General features: G+C 62.2%; 16 protein-coding genes and 1 pseudogene. 5 read left to right on the forward strand and 12 right to left on the reverse strand.

The window, feature by feature from the left end; all coding sequences use genetic code 11:
• Positions 1-72: 72 nt before the first annotated feature.
• The 8 genes from ABIC03_RS16050 to gltX all read right to left on the reverse strand — a co-directional run bounded on the left by ABIC03_RS16050 (position 73) and on the right by gltX (position 9,329).
• A complete protein-coding gene (locus ABIC03_RS16050; protein WP_275171263.1) occupies positions 73-840 on the reverse strand; it encodes an SDR family NAD(P)-dependent oxidoreductase in 768 nt (255 codons plus the stop codon).
• The gene (locus tag ABIC03_RS16055; protein ID WP_275171262.1) at positions 837-1,946 is read right to left on the reverse strand and encodes an ABC transporter ATP-binding protein; all 1,110 of its coding nucleotides are present in this window, start codon (positions 1,944-1,946) and stop codon (positions 837-839) included. The genes ABIC03_RS16050 and ABIC03_RS16055 overlap by 4 nt, the downstream gene beginning before the upstream one ends.
• 10 nt (positions 1,947-1,956) lie before the next feature.
• Positions 1,957-2,814, reverse strand: a complete 858-nt coding sequence (locus tag ABIC03_RS16060) for a carbohydrate ABC transporter permease (RefSeq protein WP_275171261.1) — start codon at positions 2,812-2,814, stop codon at positions 1,957-1,959.
• A complete protein-coding gene (locus ABIC03_RS16065; protein ID WP_275171260.1) occupies positions 2,807-3,730 on the reverse strand; it encodes a carbohydrate ABC transporter permease in 924 nt (307 codons plus the stop codon). Before ABIC03_RS16065 ends, ABIC03_RS16060 begins: the two co-directional genes overlap by 8 nt.
• Positions 3,727-5,013: an ABC transporter substrate-binding protein gene (locus tag ABIC03_RS16070; RefSeq protein WP_354059056.1), complete on the reverse strand. Its 1,287-nt coding sequence runs from the start codon at positions 5,011-5,013 to the stop codon at positions 3,727-3,729. Before ABIC03_RS16070 ends, ABIC03_RS16065 begins: the two co-directional genes overlap by 4 nt.
• Positions 5,014-5,070: 57 nt before the next feature.
• Positions 5,071-6,249, reverse strand: a complete 1,179-nt coding sequence (locus ABIC03_RS16075; protein WP_354059058.1) for an ROK family transcriptional regulator — start codon at positions 6,247-6,249, stop codon at positions 5,071-5,073.
• A gap of 177 nt (positions 6,250-6,426) precedes the next feature.
• A complete protein-coding gene (gene gltA, locus ABIC03_RS16080) occupies positions 6,427-7,731 on the reverse strand; it encodes a citrate synthase (protein WP_354059060.1) in 1,305 nt (434 codons plus the stop codon).
• 170 nt (positions 7,732-7,901) lie between these two features.
• Positions 7,902-9,329 carry a glutamate--tRNA ligase gene (gene gltX / locus ABIC03_RS16085; protein ID WP_354059062.1) on the reverse strand — a complete coding sequence of 476 codons (1,428 nt, stop codon included), beginning with the start codon at positions 9,327-9,329 and terminating at the stop codon, positions 7,902-7,904.
• A 156-nt stretch (positions 9,330-9,485) separates the two neighbouring features.
• On the opposite strand from gltX, the gene ABIC03_RS16090 reads away from it, so the two are divergent.
• The 4 genes and pseudogenes from ABIC03_RS16090 to ABIC03_RS16105 all read left to right on the forward strand — a co-directional run.
• Complete coding sequence (locus tag ABIC03_RS16090; RefSeq protein ID WP_354059064.1) at positions 9,486-11,162, forward strand: glutamine--tRNA ligase/YqeY domain fusion protein; 1,677 nt, start codon at positions 9,486-9,488, stop codon at positions 11,160-11,162.
• Positions 11,163-11,171: 9 nt separating this feature from the next.
• A complete protein-coding gene (locus ABIC03_RS16095; RefSeq protein ID WP_354059066.1) occupies positions 11,172-11,558 on the forward strand; it encodes a YybH family protein in 387 nt (128 codons plus the stop codon).
• A gap of 84 nt (positions 11,559-11,642) precedes the next feature.
• Positions 11,643-11,876 carry a DUF2171 domain-containing protein gene (locus ABIC03_RS16100; protein ID WP_354059068.1) on the forward strand — a complete coding sequence of 78 codons (234 nt, stop codon included), beginning with the start codon at positions 11,643-11,645 and terminating at the stop codon, positions 11,874-11,876.
• A 95-nt stretch (positions 11,877-11,971) separates the two neighbouring features.
• A pseudogene (locus ABIC03_RS16105) lies at positions 11,972-13,192 on the forward strand (ComEC/Rec2 family competence protein); the annotation flags it as partial.
• A gap of 275 nt (positions 13,193-13,467) precedes the next feature.
• Here ABIC03_RS16105 and ABIC03_RS16110 read toward each other — a convergent pair.
• The 4 genes from ABIC03_RS16110 to ABIC03_RS16125 form a co-directional block, all read right to left on the reverse strand.
• A complete protein-coding gene (locus ABIC03_RS16110; protein ID WP_354059070.1) occupies positions 13,468-13,692 on the reverse strand; it encodes a hypothetical protein in 225 nt (74 codons plus the stop codon).
• A 73-nt stretch (positions 13,693-13,765) separates the two neighbouring features.
• Positions 13,766-14,275: a hypothetical protein gene (locus ABIC03_RS16115; RefSeq protein ID WP_354059072.1), complete on the reverse strand. Its 510-nt coding sequence runs from the start codon at positions 14,273-14,275 to the stop codon at positions 13,766-13,768.
• A gap of 144 nt (positions 14,276-14,419) precedes the next feature.
• Complete coding sequence (locus ABIC03_RS16120) at positions 14,420-14,698, reverse strand: hypothetical protein (RefSeq protein WP_354059074.1); 279 nt, start codon at positions 14,696-14,698, stop codon at positions 14,420-14,422.
• A 560-nt stretch (positions 14,699-15,258) separates the two neighbouring features.
• A complete protein-coding gene (locus ABIC03_RS16125) occupies positions 15,259-15,636 on the reverse strand; it encodes a DUF4339 domain-containing protein (protein ID WP_354059076.1) in 378 nt (125 codons plus the stop codon).
• A gap of 575 nt (positions 15,637-16,211) precedes the next feature.
• On the opposite strand from ABIC03_RS16125, the gene ABIC03_RS16130 reads away from it, so the two are divergent.
• Positions 16,212-17,282 (forward strand): hypothetical protein, encoded by a 1,071-nt coding sequence (locus ABIC03_RS16130; protein WP_354059078.1) that lies wholly within the window; start codon positions 16,212-16,214, stop codon positions 17,280-17,282.
• The last annotated feature ends 1 nt before the right edge of the window (position 17,283 follow it).

Raw genomic sequence — 17,283 nt, forward strand, 5'->3', positions numbered from 1 at the left:
GTACGCCAACGCGACGGCTATCGGATGCGGAGCGGACCTCTACGAAGCAGCTCGGGTTTGTGAGTACACGCTTTAGCCGAGACCAGCGTCGACCTGAAAACACTGCCGCGTGATGCGCTGGCTCTCATCGGAAGCGAGGAATAGCGCCATGTTGGCGATGTCGTCGGGCGTCACCGCGTCGGGAATGGCCTGACGCGTGCGCAGCTCGGCGATCGTCTGGTCGTCCGGATACCACAGCCGGCGCTGACGCTCCGTGATCACCATCCCCGGCGCTATCGCGTTGACGCGGATGCGGTCGGGCCCGAGCGACCGGGCCAGGGAGTTGGTGAAGCCGACGATCGCGGCCTTCGCCGCGGCGTAGACCGGCAGCCCCGGCGCGCCGCGCATCCAGGCAATCGACGACATGTTGATGATCGAGCCGCCGCCGCGCGCCTGCATCTGCGGCACCACCGCTTGCGCGGCAAAGAAGACGTGCTTGAGGTTGACGCCGATCATCCAGTCGAACTCGGCCGGGGTTACCTCGGCCAGTCCCTGGCGTTGATCATTGGCGGCGTTGTTGACGAGAACCGCGGCATCGCCAAGCGATCCGTGCACCTGCGCCATGGCGCCGCGCAAGGCGTCGATGTCGAGGAGATCGCACGGCACGAACAAGGGTGCGGTTCCAGCCGCGGCCTTCACCTCCGCGACCAGCGCCCGGCCGGCTGCTTCGTCCAGATCCAGGAACGCGACGCGAGCCCCTTGCGCCGCGAACGCCCGCACGAAGGCGGCACCGATGCCGCTGGCGCCACCGGTGATCAACACCACGCGATCCCTAAGACCGGCATAGCTCGTTCTTGTCATGCGATCAGTCGCTCCGTCTCGGGGTCGAACAGGCAGATGCGGCGCGTGTCGAGCGCGAACGGGGCGACGGCGCCCGGTGTGGGGCGGATGTCCGGCGTGATGCGCGCCAGCGCGGGCTCGCCGCCAAGCCGCAGCAGCACGATCGTTTCGGCCCCCGTCGGCTCGACCATCTCCACCGGCGCGTTGACGACGACGGGCGGATCGGCGGAAAATACGCGGCTGCCCTCGGCGATGCATTCCGGCCTGATCCCGACCACCACGTCACGGCCGACGAAGGGTGCCGCCGCGTCATATTGGCCAAGGCGGAGGCGGACCTCGTCCGGCCGCCCCGCGCCGATCACGACCACCGGCCCGCCGGCGTCTGCCTCGAGCCGTGCCGGCATGGTGTTCATCGGCGGCGAGCCCATGAAACGGGCCACGAACAGATTGGCGGGATAGCGATACACAGTATCAGGGTCGGCAAACTGCTGCACCACGCCCCGATGCATCACGGCGATGCGCGTCGCCATCGTCATCGCCTCGATCTGATCGTGAGTGACATAGACGATGGTGGCGCCGATGCGCTGGTGCAGCCGCTTGATCTCCATCCGCATCTCGACGCGCAGCTTGGCGTCGAGATTGGACAGCGGCTCGTCGAACAGGAAGAGCAGGGGATCGCGCACCAGCGCCCGGCCCATCGCCACACGCTGGCGCTGGCCACCGGAGAGCTGCGACGGCTTGCGGCCGAGCAGCGGCTCGATCTGGAGCAGCCTGGCCACATTCGCCAGCGCCTTCTCCTGCTCCGCCTTTGGTACGTGGCGGCATTCCATGCCGAAGGTGATGTTCTGGCGCACCGTCATCGACGGATAGAGCGCGTAGGACTGGAACACCATCGCGATGTCGCGGTCCTTTGGCGGAACGTCGTTGACGATACGTCCGCCGATTTCCACGGTGCCTGCGCTCGGGAGGTCGAGCCCGGCGATGATGTTGAGCAGCGTGGACTTGCCGCAGCCGGATGGGCCGACGAGCACGGTGAATTCACCGCTCTCGATGTCGAGATCGATGCCCTTGAGCACCTCCAGATTGGCGTAGCGCTTGGACAGGGAGCGAATGCTTAGGGCTGCCATGACAATCCGATCATTTCACGGCGCCGGCGGTGAGGCCGCGCACGAAATACTTGCCGCCGATCAGATAGATCAGCAGGGTTGGCAGCGCGGCGATCATCACCGCCGCGCTTTGCACGCCATGCTGCGGGATGTCGGCGACCGCGGCGGATAGCGCGATTAGCGCGGCGGTGACCGGCTGCTGCTGACCGGTCGTGAATGTCACGCCGTAGAGAAACTCGTTCCAGATATGCGTGAACTGCCAGATCACGGTGACGACCAGAATAGGCGGCGAGAGCGGCAGGATGATGCGCCAGAAAATACGAAAGAACCCTGCGCCATCGATGCGTGCAGCTCTTATCAAATCCTGCGGGATGGCAGTGTAGTAGTTTCGGCAGAACAAGGTGGTAAAGGACAGCCCCTGGATCGTGTGGATCACGACCAGACCAGTTAACGTGTTCATCAGGCCCGTATCGCGCAACACGATGGTCCAGGGCAGCAAGCGCATCTGCTGGGGAAGGAAGAGGCCAAGGGTCACAATGCCGTAGATCCAGCTATCGCCGCGAAAACGCCAGAGCGACACGGCGTAACCGGCGACAGCACCCAGCAGGGTCGAAAAAATCGTCGCGGGAATCGTGACGAGCGCGGAGTTCAGCATGTACGGCCGGATGCCGGCACAGGTCTCGGCAACGCAGAAGCCGCTCCAGGCCGCGGCGTAGTTGCTCCATGCCCATTGCTTCGGCCAGCCGATCATCGAGGCCTGCGCGATCTCCTCGTTGGTGCGCAGCGAGTTCAGCACGACAACAGCCAATGGCGCGAGCCATGCTGCAGCGATCAGCGAGACGACGAGATAGATCAGAATCCGGCTTGGCGCGATGGTTCGCTCACGCATGGATCGCCCGCCGCCGCTGGACGTAACGCCACGCTGCATAGGGCAGCAAAACCGCGAGAAGAATGAGCAACATGAGCACTGCCGCCGCCGCTCCCCGTCCGAGCAGGCTGCGCTGGAACATCAGGTCGTAGACGACAAGAGCCGGCAGCTGGGTGGCGATTCCGGGGCCGCCGTTGGTGAGCGCGCGGACGAGGTCGAAGGTCGAAATCGCGAACTGCAGCTGGATGACGATCACGGTGATGGTGATCGGCCAAAGGGTCGGCAGGATGACGCGCCGGTACATTCGGATCGGTCCGGCGCCGTCGATCTGCGCGGCCTTGATCAGGTCGGCGTCGACGGAGCGGAGGCCGGCGAGGAACAGCGCCATGGCGAAACCGGAGGATTGCCAGATCGCGGCGATGACGATGGTCCAAATGGCCATGTCGCGGTCGATCAGCCAGTCGAACCTGAAGGTGGTCCAGCCAAGGTCGCGGACCAGCTTCTGGATCCCGAGGCCCGGATTGAGCAACCAACTCCAGACCGTGCCGGTGACCACGAATGACACCGCCAGAGGATAAAGAAAGATGGACCGCAGCAGGTTCTCGCCGCGGATGCGCTGATCGAGCAGGATCGCAAGGATGAGGCCGGTCGCCAGACTCAGCAACACGAATGCGCTGCCAAACAGCAGCAGATTGTCCAAAGCAATCTGCCAGTTCCGTGATGCTGCAACCGCAGAATAGTTGCGCAAACCGACCCAGCCCGAGACCGGGACCAGAGTGGAGGGCGTGAACGATATCCAGATCGTCCACAGCGTAAACGCAATGAGATGCGTGGCGGACAACAGCAGCGGCACCCAGATCGTCAAATATTCGGGCAGCCGGCGTACCCAGTCAGAGGCAGCCGGCCGGCCCGGTGTTGTCGAGACGGCGATCGTCAACGTGAGCTCTCGACGGCCTCGGCGAGGCGTACGGCCGCTTGCTCCGGCTTGATCGTCTTGTTCTTCACGTACTCCGTGATCACATCGATCATCGCTGCAGTCATGCCGTTTTCCTGCGCCATGTTGTGCGCGAGACTGAGGACGGCCTGATTGCTGGCGATCGCGTCTTTCAGGGCTGCTGCGGTCCGCCGTTGACCGTCCGACCAGCCTTCGCCCGACAGATCGACATCGGTGCGCACGGGGATCGATCCCGTGATCTGCGAATACATGGTCTGGATCGCTGGATCCATGACGAGCTGGGCCATCAGCGTCTGGCCGGCTTGCAGGTCGGGCTCCTTGCGCTGCCAGAATATGAAGGCATCGGCATTCAACAGGAAGACCGGCTTGCCATTGTCGCTCGGGCCCGGGGCGATGATGAAGTCCTCGAACTTGAAACCGGCGTTGCGCAATACGCCCTGCGCCCACCCGCCCATGATCATCATGCCCATGTCGCCGTCGACGAAGCGCTTCAGGTTGGTCGAAAAGTGCTGGGCGCCGACGTTGGGGTCCATCCAGTCGGCAATCTTGCGCACCTGTACGAAGGCCGCCTTTATCTCGGGGCCCTCCAGGGCCTTCTTGTCGAGATTCATGAGGGCTGCGCGGTATGCAGTGGGACTGATGCCTGCCAAAGCGGCCTCGAATTTCTGGCCGTCGTCCGGGCGGGTGCCACCGTTGGCGATGGGATAGGGAACTCCGCCTGCTTTCATCTTCTCGGCAAGGTCGTTGAACTCAGCCCATGTGACGGGGATCTTGTCGGCCTTGGCCTTGTCCATTGCGCGTTTGGAGAGAAACAGCATGTTGGTGCTGTAGATCTGCAACGGCAGCGCAATCCACTTGCCCCCCGGCTTGTGCAATTTTGCAAGGTCCGGAGCGATAACCTTTTCGTAGCCGGCGGCAGCGACGACGGCATCGAGATCGACGGTTGGGGCAATCTTCGACCAAGCCGCGATCTCGGGACCTTTGAGCTGCGAGCAGGCCGGTGGATCGCCGGCCATGATCTGGGCACGCAGCTTGTTCATCATCTCCGTGGTGAAGCCGGGGACGGGCGAGTGCTGCCAAACCCCGCCTTTCTCTTCGAATTTCTTGCCGAGCGCTGTGATGGCAGCCCCATCGCTGCCTGCGGACCATTGCGAGATCGCAGTCAGACGCGGCTTGATCGCGCCTTGCGCGCGGGCAAATGCCGGCAGCGCGAGCGCGGCCGAAGATCCGGCGAGCAGTTGGCGCCTTGTTGTCGTGATCGGCATGGCAAGTTCCTCCCGGTGTGAACTCTTTCGCGCGAGAGCCGCGCGGCATCAGGTATCTCAGGCGGCCTCGATCGATGCGGCCGGCATGCCGCCGCGGCAAGCGAGGCAGAAAGCCGCGAATGCCAGCGCCGCCCGCGGATCGTTGCCATTCGACGGCGGCACGAAAGCGAGCGACACTTGCGCGTGCTTGCGGCCGCCCAACAGGCAGGCGTCGATCCCCGCCACGAGCGCGTTGCGATCGTCCTCGGCGAGAAGCGACGGCCAGCCGCTGATCGCGACGCCCTTGCATGGCTTCACGTTCAGCGTGTTGCCGATCGCAAGGCCAAGCCGGAACAGCCGCCGGCGCAATTCCTGCCGCACCCGCGACGAGAGCGGCATCGCGGTCACCCATTCGCTGCCGGGTTGAAGCAACTCCGCTTCCGCGACGCCCAGAAGCTCGGCCAAGGCCGGAAGCGACGTATAGGCTTCGACGCAACCATGATGGCCACAGCGGCAAATGGGTCCGTCGGCTTCGAACACCATGTGGCCGAGCTCGACCGGCTGGAGGGCATCGTCCTCGATCGGATCATCCATCCAGGTGCCCGCGACGCCCTGACCGACGAAGACGAAGAGATGCGCGCCGCTGAATGGATAATTCTCCGTGCGGCAGCGGTGAAAAATGGCGTGCGCGACGACCGAATTGGTGAACTCGACCGGCACGCCGGCAAAGTTCTCGCCGAACATCTCGCTGATCCGCCCCACGTCGCAGGGAATGATCGGATTGCTTGATGCGCCCAGCCGGCCGAGGCCCGGAATGGAGACGCCGATCTGCGCGAGGGGGATGCGTCGGCGCCGCGTCCAGTCGCGCAGCAATGCCATCGCCTCGCGAAACGCCCGGCCGACGGTCGCGACGGTCGGCGTCTTCGGCAGCGGCACATGCCCGGTGTCGTGCAATTCACCCGACAGGCCCCCGACGCCGACGCTGAGCCGCTGGGTGTTGAGTTCGAAGGCCGCGAGCGCCACCGCCCCATCGAGCGACACGAGGCCGGTCGGGCCGCCGACATAAGGGGCAGGGCGCCGCACTTCCTCGATCAGGCCTTCGGCCTTCAGGTCGAACAGGATGCGCGACAGGCTCGCTTCCGACAGGCGCACGGCCTTAGCCAGCGGCGGCCGAAACGACCCGCCTGACTGAAGCAGATGAGTCAAAATGGCAGCACGCGTCTGCCGCCGACTTCTCGGCTGCTCCGGCATTTCCATCCCTGTCATCATTCTTACTTAGAGTAAGAATTTGCGCGCGAAGCGTTTCGACGTCAAGCGCCGGACGAGGCATTGCGCCGACTTGTTGTTGTGCGCGGCAGCACGATTGTGTCGGCGCAAAACAAAAACGGCGCCATCCGGAGATGGCGCCGCTTCGAAAGCCGTGATGGCTCGACCTTACTTCCGGTTGTTGATCGCGACGTAATCGCGGCGGGTGACGCCGGTGTAGAGCTGGCGCGGGCGGCCGATCTTCTGCTGCGGATCCTCGATCATCTCGCTCCACTGGCTGATCCAGCCGACGGTGCGGGCGACCGCGAACAGCACGGTGAACATCGAGACCGGGAAGCCCATCGCCTTCAGCGTGATGCCCGAATAGAAGTCGACATTCGGGTAGAGCTTGCGGTCGATGAAGTACTGGTCGCTGAGCGCGATCTTCTCGAGCTCGAGCGCCACCTTCAGCATCGGATCCTCGCCATGGCCGGTCTCCTTGAGCACGGCGTGACACATCTTCTGCATGATCTTGGCGCGCGGATCGTAGTTCTTGTAGACGCGGTGACCGAAGCCCATCAGGCGGACTTCAGAGTTCTTGTCCTTCACCTTGGCGATGAATTCGGGGATCTTGTCGACCGAGCCGATCTCGGCGAGCATCGCCAGCGCTGCTTCGTTGGCGCCGCCATGCGCCGGGCCCCACAGGCAGGCGATGCCGGCGGCGATACAGGCGAACGGGTTGGCGCCGGAAGAGCCGGCGATACGCACCGTCGAGGTCGAGGCGTTCTGCTCGTGGTCGGCGTGCAGGATGAAGATCTTGTCCAGCGCGTCAGCCAGCACCGGGTTGATCTTGTAGTCCTCGCACGGCACGGCAAAGCACATGTGCAGGAAGTTCTCGGCGAACTTCAGCGAGTTTTTCGGATACACGAAGGGCTGGCCGACCGTGTACTTGTAGGCCATCGCAGCCAGCGTCGGGATCTTGGCGATCATGCGCATGGACGCGATCATGCGCTGCTTCGGATCGTTGATGTCGGTTGAGTCGTGATAGAACGCGGCGAGCGCGCCGACAGCCGCCACCATGATCGCCATCGGATGGGCGTCGCGGCGGAAGCCTTGGAAGAAGCGGGCCATCTGCTCGTGCACCATCGTGTGATGGATCACGCGGTCGTCGAAATCCTTCTTCTGCGCGGCGGTCGGAAGCTCCCCGAACAGCAGCAGATAGCAGGTCTCAAGGAAGTCGCCGTTCTCGGCGAGCTGCTCGATCGGATAGCCGCGGTATTCCAGCACGCCCGCGTCACCGTCGATATAGGTGATCTTGGACTGGCAGCTCGCGGTCGAGGTGAAGCCCGGGTCGTAGGTGAACAGGCCGGACTGGCCGTAGAGCTTGCCGATATCGATGACGTCGGGCCCGACGCTGCCGCTGTGGATCGGAAGATCGAAATTCTTGTTTCCGACCGTCAGTGTGGCGGTCTTATTGCTTGGTTTTGCGTCCATCAGAGGTCCCCGATGTATGGTGAAACGGGCCGGACCCGGAGGCCCCGATGAGATATCGCAGGGCAGGCCGGATGTTCCAGAAGGTACGGCTGAGATGGGTATATTATTGCTGTGTGCGCTGCAAGATGGCGCCACGCATGGTCGACTTACGTCGTAGCCAGGTCCTTGGGCTAGTCCTTGGCCTGATCTTTAAGCCGGCCCAGGCTTTCCTGGCGTCCCAGGACGTCCAAAACCTCGAATATGCCGGGCGAGGTCGTCCGTCCGGTCAGCGCCGCCCGCAGCGGCTGGGCGACCGCGCCGAGCTTGAGACTATTTTCCTCGGCAAAGGCGCGCAGCGCGGCTTCCGCGTTGGCCGCGCTCCAAGTCTCGACTTTCTCCAGCGCGGAATGAAGCTGGCCGATCAGCTTGCGGTTCTCGGGCGTCAGCAGCGCTGCCGCCTTCGGATCAAGCTCCAGCGGCCGATCGGCGAAGATGAAATAGGCGCCGTCGATCAGCTCGATCAGCGTCTTGGCGCGCTCCTTCAGGGCCGGCATGGCCTTCAGGAGCTGCGCGCGCGTGGTGTCGTTTAACTTGGCCTTAAGCTCGTCGCGGCTGGGCACGACGTGGTCCAGCACGTCCTCGAACATCTTCACGAGTGATTGATCGTCGGCATTGCGGATGTAATGGCCGTTGAGGTTTTCCAGCTTGGCGAAATCGAAGCGCGCCGCTGCGCGGCCGACGCTGGCGAGGTCGAACGCCGCGATCATCTCCTCGGTCGAGAAGATTTCCTGGTCGCCATGGCTCCAGCCGAGTCGGACGAGATAGTTGCGGAGCGCAGCCGGGAGGTATCCCATGGCGCGGTAGGCATCGACGCCGAGCGCGCCGTGCCTCTTGGAGAGCTTCGAACCGTCCGGGCCATGGATCAGGGGGATGTGGGACATGCTCGGCAGCGTCCAGCCCATCGCGTCGTAGATCTGCTTTTGGCGGGCCGCGTTGATCAAATGGTCGTCGCCGCGGATGACATGGGTGACGCCCATGTCGTGGTCGTCGACCACCACTGCGAGCATGTAGGTCGGGTTGCCATCGCCGCGCAGCAGGACGAGGTCGTCGAGGTTCTCGTTCTGCCAGACCACGCGGCCCTGGACCTGGTCTTCGATCACGGTCTCGCCGGTCTGCGGCGCGCGCAGCCGGATGGTGGGCTTCACGTCGCTTGGCGCAGTCGCCGGGTCGCGGTCGCGCCACAGGCCGTCATAGAGGCGGGTGCGGCCTTCCGCGCGCGCCTTCTCGCGCATCGCGGTGAGCTCCTCGGCGGTGGCGTAGCAGCGATAGGCCTTGCCCTCGGCGAGCAGCTGCTCGGCGACCTCGCGGTGGCGGGCGGCGCGGCTGAACTGGTAGATGACATCGCCATCCCAGCCGAGCTCCAGCCATTTCAGGCCGTCGAGGATGGCGCCGATCGCCGCTTCCGTCGAACGCTCCCGGTCGGTGTCCTCGATCCGGAGCAGCATCTTGCCGCCGTGCTTCTTCGCATAGAGCCAGTTGAACAGCGCTGTGCGCGCGCCCCCGATATGGAGGAAGCCGGTCGGCGAGGGAGCGAAGCGGGTGACGACGGGAGAGGTCATTCTTGGCAAGGCCTATGCATTGGAGGCGGTGGTATATAACAGGACCGGTGCATAACTAAAGCCCGGCAGCGGACGGCTTAAGGCCTTGCTTAAGCTCTTGGCTCAGCGTCCCGAATTTGGCAGAAGGGCCGCTGATTTCCCTACAGGATTTTCGTAATGACAGAACCGGTGGCGAACGAGGTTGGGCGCGATTTCATTCGTGACATCATCCAGGCCGACCTCGATCAGGCCAAATACAAGGAGATCGTGACCCGGTTCCCGCCGGAGCCGAACGGCTATCTCCATATCGGCCACGCCAAGTCGATTGCGCTCAATTTCGGCATCGCCCAGGAGTTTCCGGGCCGCTGCCATCTGCGCTTCGACGACACCAACCCGGTCAAGGAAGAGCAGGAATATATCGATTCCATCCAGGCCGACGTGCGCTGGCTCGGCTTCGACTGGGGCAAGAACCTGTTCTTCGCCTCGGACTATTTCGATCGCCTTTACGAATGGGCGGAGCAGCTGATCCGCGACGGGCTCGCCTATGTCGACGACCAGACCCAGGAAGAGATCCGCGCCTCACGTGGCACGCTGACGGAGCCCGGCAGGAACTCGCCGTTCCGCGATCGCACCGTGGATGAAAACCTCGACCTGTTCCGTCGCATGAAGGCGGGCGAATTCCCGAACGGCGCGCGCGTGCTGCGGGCCAAGATCGACATGGGTGCGGGCAACATCAATCTGCGCGACCCCGTGCTGTACCGCATCCTGCATGCGCACCATCCGCGCACCGGGACCAAGTGGAGCATCTATCCGAGCTACGATTATGCGCACGGCCAGTCGGACGCCATCGAAGGCATCACGCACTCGATCTGCACGCTGGAGTTCGAGGACCACCGACCGCTCTATGACTGGTTCATCGAAAAGCTGCCGGTGCCGTCGAAGCCGCACCAGTACGAATTCGCGCGGCTGAATTTGACCTACACGCTGCTGTCCAAGCGCGTGCTGACCCAGCTTGTCCGCGAGGGCCATGTCGCTGGCTGGGACGATCCGCGCATGCCGACGATGGCTGGGATGCGCCGCCGCGGCGTGCCGCCGGCCGCCCTTCGCGAGTTCGTCAAGCGCATCGGCGTGGCGAAAGCCAACAGCGTCGTCGACGTCGGCATGCTCGAGTTCTGCATCCGCGAGGAGCTGAACCGGACGTCGCAGCGGCGCATGGCGGTGCTGAAGCCGCTCAAAGTCGTGATCGAGAACTATCCGGAGGGGCAGACCGAGGAGCTCGAGGCGATCAACCATCCGGACGATCCCTCCGCCGGTACCCGGAAGGTCACGTTCGGCCGAGAGCTCTATATCGAGCAGGACGACTTCATGGAGAACCCGCCGAAAAAGTTCTTCCGTCTGTCGCCGGGCAACGAGGTGCGGCTGCGCTACGCCTATTTCGTCAAATGCACCGGCGTGATCAAGAACGATGCCGGCGAAGTGGTGGAGCTGCGTTGCACCTATGATCCCGCGACCAAGGGCGGCAACGCGCCCGACGGCCGCAAGGTCAAGGCCACTATGCACTGGCTGTCGGCAGCAACATCCGTGCCTGCGGAAATCCGCATCTACAATCAGCTGTTTGCCAACCCGAGCCCGGACGCCTCGAACTTCGCCGCCGACCTCAATCCGCAGTCGCTGGAAATTCTCGCTGATGCCCGGATCGAAGCATCGGTCGCCGAGAGCAATTCGACCGAGCCGATGCAGTTCGAGCGCCAAGGCTATTTCGTGCGCGACAAGGACTCGACGCCCGGCAAGCCGGTATTTTCCAGGACCATCGGTCTGCGCGACACGTTCGCGAAGGAAGTTGCCAAAGGCTGAGGGACCGCAATGAGCGACGAAGCCGACGCCATCGTTTCCGCCATGATCGCGAAGTGGCGCGCCGGCTTCGCCACGCTCGACGCCGCGGCCCTCTCGTCTCTGTATTCGAAGAATGCCTTCTTCTTCGGCTCCAATCCGAAGCTCTATCGCGGCAGAGATGGCGTCGCCGACTATTTCAACGGCCTGCCGCGCTGGCGCCAGCCAGCTGCGGTGTTTTCGGAGGTGAAGGCGGCGCAGGCAGGTCCTGACCTCATCAACATGGGCGCAACCATCTCGTTCGACCTCGCCGGCGAGCGCCCCGATCTCGTGGTCAAGATGAGCTGGGTCATCATTCGCGAGGACGGCGACTGGAAGATCGTCAATCACCATGCTTCGTCGCAGGCGCCGCTGATCTGACCAGCGGGCACACGACTTCGTCATTCCCGTGAGAGAACGAACCTGCACCTCGCGCGTTGGGGTGGGCCCAACAAGGAACCCACCATGCAAAACATCTCAGAGCATATGGAAGTCATCGGCGCCGACGGCGTTCACGTCGGCACCGTCGACAAGGTCGAAGGCAATCGCATCAAGCTGACCAAGAAGGACAGCGGTGAGGGCAGCCACAAGGGCCACCACCACTTCATCGATAAGGGCCTCGTCGCCGAAGTCGAGGGCAACAAGGTTCGGCTGTCGGCCAAAGCCGATGTCGCCGTGACGATGGAAGAGGAAAAGTAGCGGTCGCGCCCTTTCGTTCCTGATCTGTACCGCTATCCGCCCGCCTGCACGTTCCGGTAGCTTCTGACTTCGTTGCGTATCATCGAGTGCAGGGAATGGCGGAGCCGGGCCGGCCGGTACGGTCGCAAGGGATAGCAGGGACGTGGCCCACGGGCCGCGCCGCGTCCGCGGGCGGCCTCGCGCCTGCAGGCTTCGACTTCTGGACATCGCTGGCCGAGACCCTCCGCGCGTGGCTGCGCGCCGAGGCTGGTGCCGGGCGGCTGTTGCCGTGGGTGCCCGTCGCGTTTGGCTGCGGCGTCGCGCTTTATTTCTCTGCTGATCACGAGCCGGTGCTGTGGGTCGTTGCAACGACCGCCATTGCGCTCCTGCTTGGCGCGGCTCTGTTGCGGCGGAGCCGGCTGTTTGCCCCGGCCATCATGATCGCGGCGGTCGCGGCCGGCTTTGCCGTCGCGACCTGGAAGACGGCGCGCATCGCCCACCCGGTGCTGGCTAAGACGCTCTATTCGGTGTCGTTGTCGGGCTTCGTCGAGGCCCGCGACATCCGCGAGCGCACCGATCGTTTCGTGCTGCGCGTCACCGCGATGGAGGCGCAGCGCAGCGACGTCAAGCTCGAGCGCGTGCGCCTGTCGGTCCGCAAGGGCACCGCGCCGGAGGTCGGCAGCTTCGTTCAACTGAAGGCGCGGCTGATGCCGCCGCTCGCGCCGGTGCGGCCCGGCAGCTACGACTTTTCGCGTGACATGTTCTTCCAGGGCATCGGCGCCTCCGGCTTCGCGATGGGCGCCATCACGGTGGCGGCGCCGCCTGAGACCGCCGGCTTGCGACTGCGTTACGCGGCCTTCATGCAAGGCCTGCGCGATGCGATCGATGCCCGCATCCGGGCGACGCTCGACGGCGACAACCGGGCAATCGCGACCGCGCTGCTCACCGGGCGGCGCGATGCGATCACCACGCCCGTCAACGACGCGATGTTCATCTCAGGCCTCGGCCACGTGCTCTCGATCTCCGGTTATCACATGGCCGTCGTTGCCGGTGTCGTGTTCTTCGCGGTGCGGGCGCTGCTCGCTCTGATCCCGGGATTGGCGGCCGGCTTCGCCATCAAGAAATGGTCGGCCACCGCCGCGCTGGTCGCCGCTGCGTTCTACCTGCTGCTGTCGGGCGCGGAGGTCGCCACGCAAAGATCGTTCTTCATGACCGCGGTGGTGCTGATCGCAGTGATGGTCGATCGCCGCGCCATCACCTTCCGCACGCTTGCTGTCGCCGCGCTGATCGTGCTGGCGGTCGCGCCGGAAGCGCTGGTGCATCCGAGTTTTCAGATGTTGGCGTCGTAACCAAACAAGTGCGGTGAAGGCTGTTCTAACTTATTGGAAATGGGCAGCTTTTCTTCTCCCCGTCGTTGCGCGGCAGGCACGAAAAACGAACGAAAATGACTGCAAAAGACGACTAGAGCACCGAAAGTCCCGGAAAAAGTCCCGGAATCGATTCCTGTTCCGTTCTCTTTCAGGGTTCGGTACTGGCCTGTTTCCGAGCGCGGTGGCCTAGTTTGATTTTGCGAGTGGCCTGATTTCGATAGTGACGCGACTTTAGATCGGCTCTAAATTAGTTCCAGCTTCGGAATGAGACGGAGTTTTTGGGCTGGGTTATGCGAGGGTTTCGCGTCTATATCATCGGCGATGACGGTCACATCGCGCTTCGAGTTGACCTCGAAGTGGAGGACGAGGCGGCAGCTAGGGAGCGGGCCAAATTGCTTGTAGACGGTCATGCGGTCGAGCTTTGGGAAGGCGCGACCAAGATAGATCGGTTTGAGCCGATCAGGCACTAAGGTCGCCTCAATGGGCGGCCTCTTTCGTGCGCGGCGGCGCCGCTCGCTGGTGGGCCGAGGAGTTCATTCGTCAAGATAGATTTGGCAATGGCAGCTTCGAGCGGTCCCGAGCCTTCTTCGTCTGTGCCATGATCACTTCGTTGCACGCAATGCAGCGAGCCTCGAACAGGGCGCGGTTATCGTTGCCCTTTTTCCAGCCAGTAAGGCTTTGGCATTCCCGGTCAACACGCTCATTGCTGAACAGAACGAAGCCCGTCGTATGAGCGAACCTGTTGCGGATGTCCTTGATTGCGCGAAGATCGTCGTAGGTCGTTTTGTCGATCAACTCGAATATGTAGGCGATATCGATTTTCGCAGAGAAATGGCTTAGTGGCCCGTAACTATCGAATATTTTCGCTTGCATTTTGTTAGACATGGGACGGCATGTTGCAACCAGCATGTCTTGAAGATTTGCCTCTAAGCCACCTGCCATCATGATGGCGAACGCCCCGGCCATGTGGACCAGAAGATAATCGATGGTGTCTTCAGGCGTCGCGTCCGAGATAGGGGAATCATCGTCAACGGGATCATCGCCGCTCATGATTTAAATGCCTGGTGAGAAGTTTAGCTTCGAGGCTGCGACGTGGCGCGATCAAGGCACCCCATGAGCGTCGAACGAAAAGCCGAAGGTGAAGCAGGCGGCTAAGTCAAAGAAGAAGCCCGGCAGTGATGCCGGGCCTCAGCGCTAGCGGTTTGCGTTCCAGCTATTGACGAGCGATTGCGTATCAACAAGGAGCTTTGTCCATGTCGCTTCCTTCGCTTCGACTACCAGAAGCAAATCCTCCTTCCCAAGGATCGACTTTACGTGATCCTGAAGAGACGTCAGAGACCCCCTGTAGGCAACGTACCAGACGGTCTCCAAGACACGGGCGCGCGAACCGCCGATCTTCGCTAAATGGTCGTCCATCTCCTTATGAGAAGGACGAGGCCCGTTGAGGTCATAGCTGAGGATAAAGTTGGCCATTCTGGCCCCTTTCAAAATGAGGGGCCGACTTGACGATATGGGCGAGTCAGGAGTTATAGTCCTGCTTGTTACCGACCAAAGCCTGCCGTCAGCCCCTAAGCTGAAATTTGGCAGGATCGGGGGTTAGCTCTTGGCGGAGCGCCCCCGACTCGGTTGCAATTTACCAGTGATTCGCGCGGGAGTCCCGCCAGTTCCGCGTTTGTCCACCCCTGTTGATATCTGCGGGTCCGCCAGTATTTCCCACATGTGAGCTTGCGGTTAGGCTGTGGATACTTCTTTGCGCGCCAGTGCAGCAAGCGCCGGGCCAGCCGCTTAAAGTCTCGACTTAGTGAGATTGACGATACGTCAGACGCTTTCCGGCCGGTGTTTGACTGCGACCTCAGCCCTCGCACCCGCGCTTCGCGGCTCTTCGCACCCCTTCGCAGCCCTGTGCTTCACACCCCCCTATAACCCCCGCCGGGGTGCGAACCCCGGCCGGTGCGAAGGCACCGGGCCGGTTCTTACCCGGCTGCATGATCAACTGTGAGGCTATGGGTGGGTGCTAACGGCCTGGGCTTGGATCAAGAACGGTTCGCGGCAATTCGCCGTGCTTCTTTCGCCTGTCTCCGCTGCATCGAATTCCAGATCATGGCTTTCCGCCCAACCTGACTGCCGATGGCAATTGACAAGAAGGGTACCGGATACCACCACCACTTCACACGCCATGTGGGCATCTGGTCTGAAGGGGGCAGGGGCGGTCGCGATACCAAGTCCCTGAGTTCAGGTACATCACCGGCTTTGGCCCAGCCTGAAAAGCCGTTCCGCCACACCAGCACGCTCGCGGGTTCATTGAAGCTCGGAAGCTGTCTTCTCAATTGAGTAAGTGTGAATGGACCGGCCTGTCCCTGACCATCCGCAAAAAACCAACCGCTGGAATCGCTGTTCTCTTCGAACGCCATTAGCAGCGCCTCCCCGTGAGCGCTTCAATTGCTTGATAACTCGCACACAAGGTCCGACGAGTCACGCCCGTCTTCAAGAGGCATGCAGGGGGTATCCAACGCACCTAGAAAAAATGCCCTTTTGCGCTAAGAACAACCCAACACAAGATCAGGTGGCGCGCGGAGGAAACGGTGACCCCCGAACGCCGGTAGCCAATTTTCACATCTTGCGGTAAGAACACCAATCTTGAAGAGCACGGGGCAATGCGCCCAATTTAAAAGTACCGACCACTCGTAGCGGATTTTCCCGCTGTCGGGTAAGAACACGCACGCCTTGAAATAGGGAGGAGCAGAACAGCCGAGCGCCTTCGCATCGGCGAGATATTCGCGTCATAATTCCAACGCTGCATCATCCGCAGCGAACGATCTTGCACGCCTAATGAGAAGACATGACCAACGTGCAATCGCAAAATGACCATACCAACATCTGCACATATTGCAATCGCGACATGAGCGATGCGCACCACAGCTTGCACGCTTTTGCCAGCTAGCGCGCGAGCGCATCCCTGCCACGTCAACTGACAGAGAACAAAATAATGACCGATCTTGATCACGACGCCCACGCATCTTGTTATCACGAAGCCAATGACCTTGAAGCCCAAAACATTGAGCGGCATGAACGTGAGGATGAAAGCTGCAAGAAGTGGAAATTTGTGTCCGGCGCGGTAGCAATCAAGGATCGCTACGGCAACACGGTCGATGACTACACAGTCGCGCCGAAAATGCGCGAGCCTAACACGTTTGGTTTCGACAACACAGACGAGGAGATTAAGCAGGACGAAGCGCGCTCGAATCTACCCCGGCTGGAAGCGACAGCGGTCGCAAAGCGGGGCACTAAAGAACGGCTCGCCAAAGCGCGCCAAGAATTTGATATGAGCGTGCTGAAAGAGAACAAGAAGCCCAAAGCCGCAATTGTGCCCGCCAACGATAACGAACCGGCCCCGAACTGGTTGGTCTTAGAGGCTATTAATCGGATCAAAGATTCGGCGGAACGTGTACGCCGGAAAGACACCGCTCTTTACCTCCGCGAACTGGTGGACACCGCCGGGGCCGATGCACTCGGCTTGTCGGTTCATCGTCCGGGTAAAGCGGCAAGCGTAGACTATGACGTTGATCGATCATCATCAGGCAAGCTGATATTCCACAACGGTCAGACGCTGGACCGGAAATGGCGAGAGTATAGCGAGAAGAATGGCGAGCCGGATGCGAAGCGCTATGACGGTTCGCTTCGGACAAGCAAACGTTCGGCACCGGTGAGCGGCGGTTTCGATGTTGTTCGTGATGACCCAGCCGCGCAGCGTCGGCTCGATGCGCAAATGGAGCTTGAAGACCTCGCGGCCGTCGTCGGTCCGCTGTGGCTCCCGTTGATGGATGCCGTGTGCAACAATAGCGGGTTCACCGAGATTGCGGCGCGGCTGGGCTACAGTCAGCCGGTGGTCGGTTCATGCATCGTTATGCTGGCGTTGGAAGTTGCCGCCAAGCACATCGAAGCCTATCACGACGCCAAGGATTTCCGCGATTTCGTGGACACACACGGCCTGCCCGTGACAGCGCGTCGTTACATGCGCGCAATTGCTGACGGCGGAACCCTGAGGCTGGCCGCTTAAC

Origin of the sequence: Bradyrhizobium sp. RT6a, from assembly GCF_040547675.1 — a bacterium.
Classification (GTDB): domain Bacteria; phylum Pseudomonadota; class Alphaproteobacteria; order Rhizobiales; family Xanthobacteraceae; genus Bradyrhizobium.

Coding starts and splice junctions, on each gene's coding strand:
- ABIC03_RS16115 (WP_354059072.1), bottom strand. CDS start 14,275: ATGAGCGGCGATGATCCCGTTGACGATGATTCCCCTATCTCGGACGCG.
- ABIC03_RS16070 (WP_354059056.1), bottom strand. CDS start 5,013: ATGCCGATCACGACAACAAGGCGCCAACTGCTCGCCGGATCTTCGGCC.
- ABIC03_RS16120 (WP_354059074.1), bottom strand. CDS start 14,698: ATGGCCAACTTTATCCTCAGCTATGACCTCAACGGGCCTCGTCCTTCT.
- ABIC03_RS16125 (WP_354059076.1), bottom strand. CDS start 15,636: ATGGCGTTCGAAGAGAACAGCGATTCCAGCGGTTGGTTTTTTGCGGAT.
- ABIC03_RS16050 (WP_275171263.1), bottom strand. CDS start 840: ATGACAAGAACGAGCTATGCCGGTCTTAGGGATCGCGTGGTGTTGATC.
- ABIC03_RS16060 (WP_275171261.1), bottom strand. CDS start 2,814: ATGCGTGAGCGAACCATCGCGCCAAGCCGGATTCTGATCTATCTCGTC.
- ABIC03_RS16090 (WP_354059064.1), top strand. CDS start 9,486: ATGACAGAACCGGTGGCGAACGAGGTTGGGCGCGATTTCATTCGTGAC.
- ABIC03_RS16075 (WP_354059058.1), bottom strand. CDS start 6,249: ATGGAAATGCCGGAGCAGCCGAGAAGTCGGCGGCAGACGCGTGCTGCC.
- gltX (WP_354059062.1), bottom strand. CDS start 9,329: ATGACCTCTCCCGTCGTCACCCGCTTCGCTCCCTCGCCGACCGGCTTC.
- ABIC03_RS16055 (WP_275171262.1), bottom strand. CDS start 1,946: ATGGCAGCCCTAAGCATTCGCTCCCTGTCCAAGCGCTACGCCAATCTG.
- ABIC03_RS16095 (WP_354059066.1), top strand. CDS start 11,172: ATGAGCGACGAAGCCGACGCCATCGTTTCCGCCATGATCGCGAAGTGG.
- ABIC03_RS16130 (WP_354059078.1), top strand. CDS start 16,212: ATGACCGATCTTGATCACGACGCCCACGCATCTTGTTATCACGAAGCC.
- ABIC03_RS16100 (WP_354059068.1), top strand. CDS start 11,643: ATGCAAAACATCTCAGAGCATATGGAAGTCATCGGCGCCGACGGCGTT.
- gltA (WP_354059060.1), bottom strand. CDS start 7,731: ATGGACGCAAAACCAAGCAATAAGACCGCCACACTGACGGTCGGAAAC.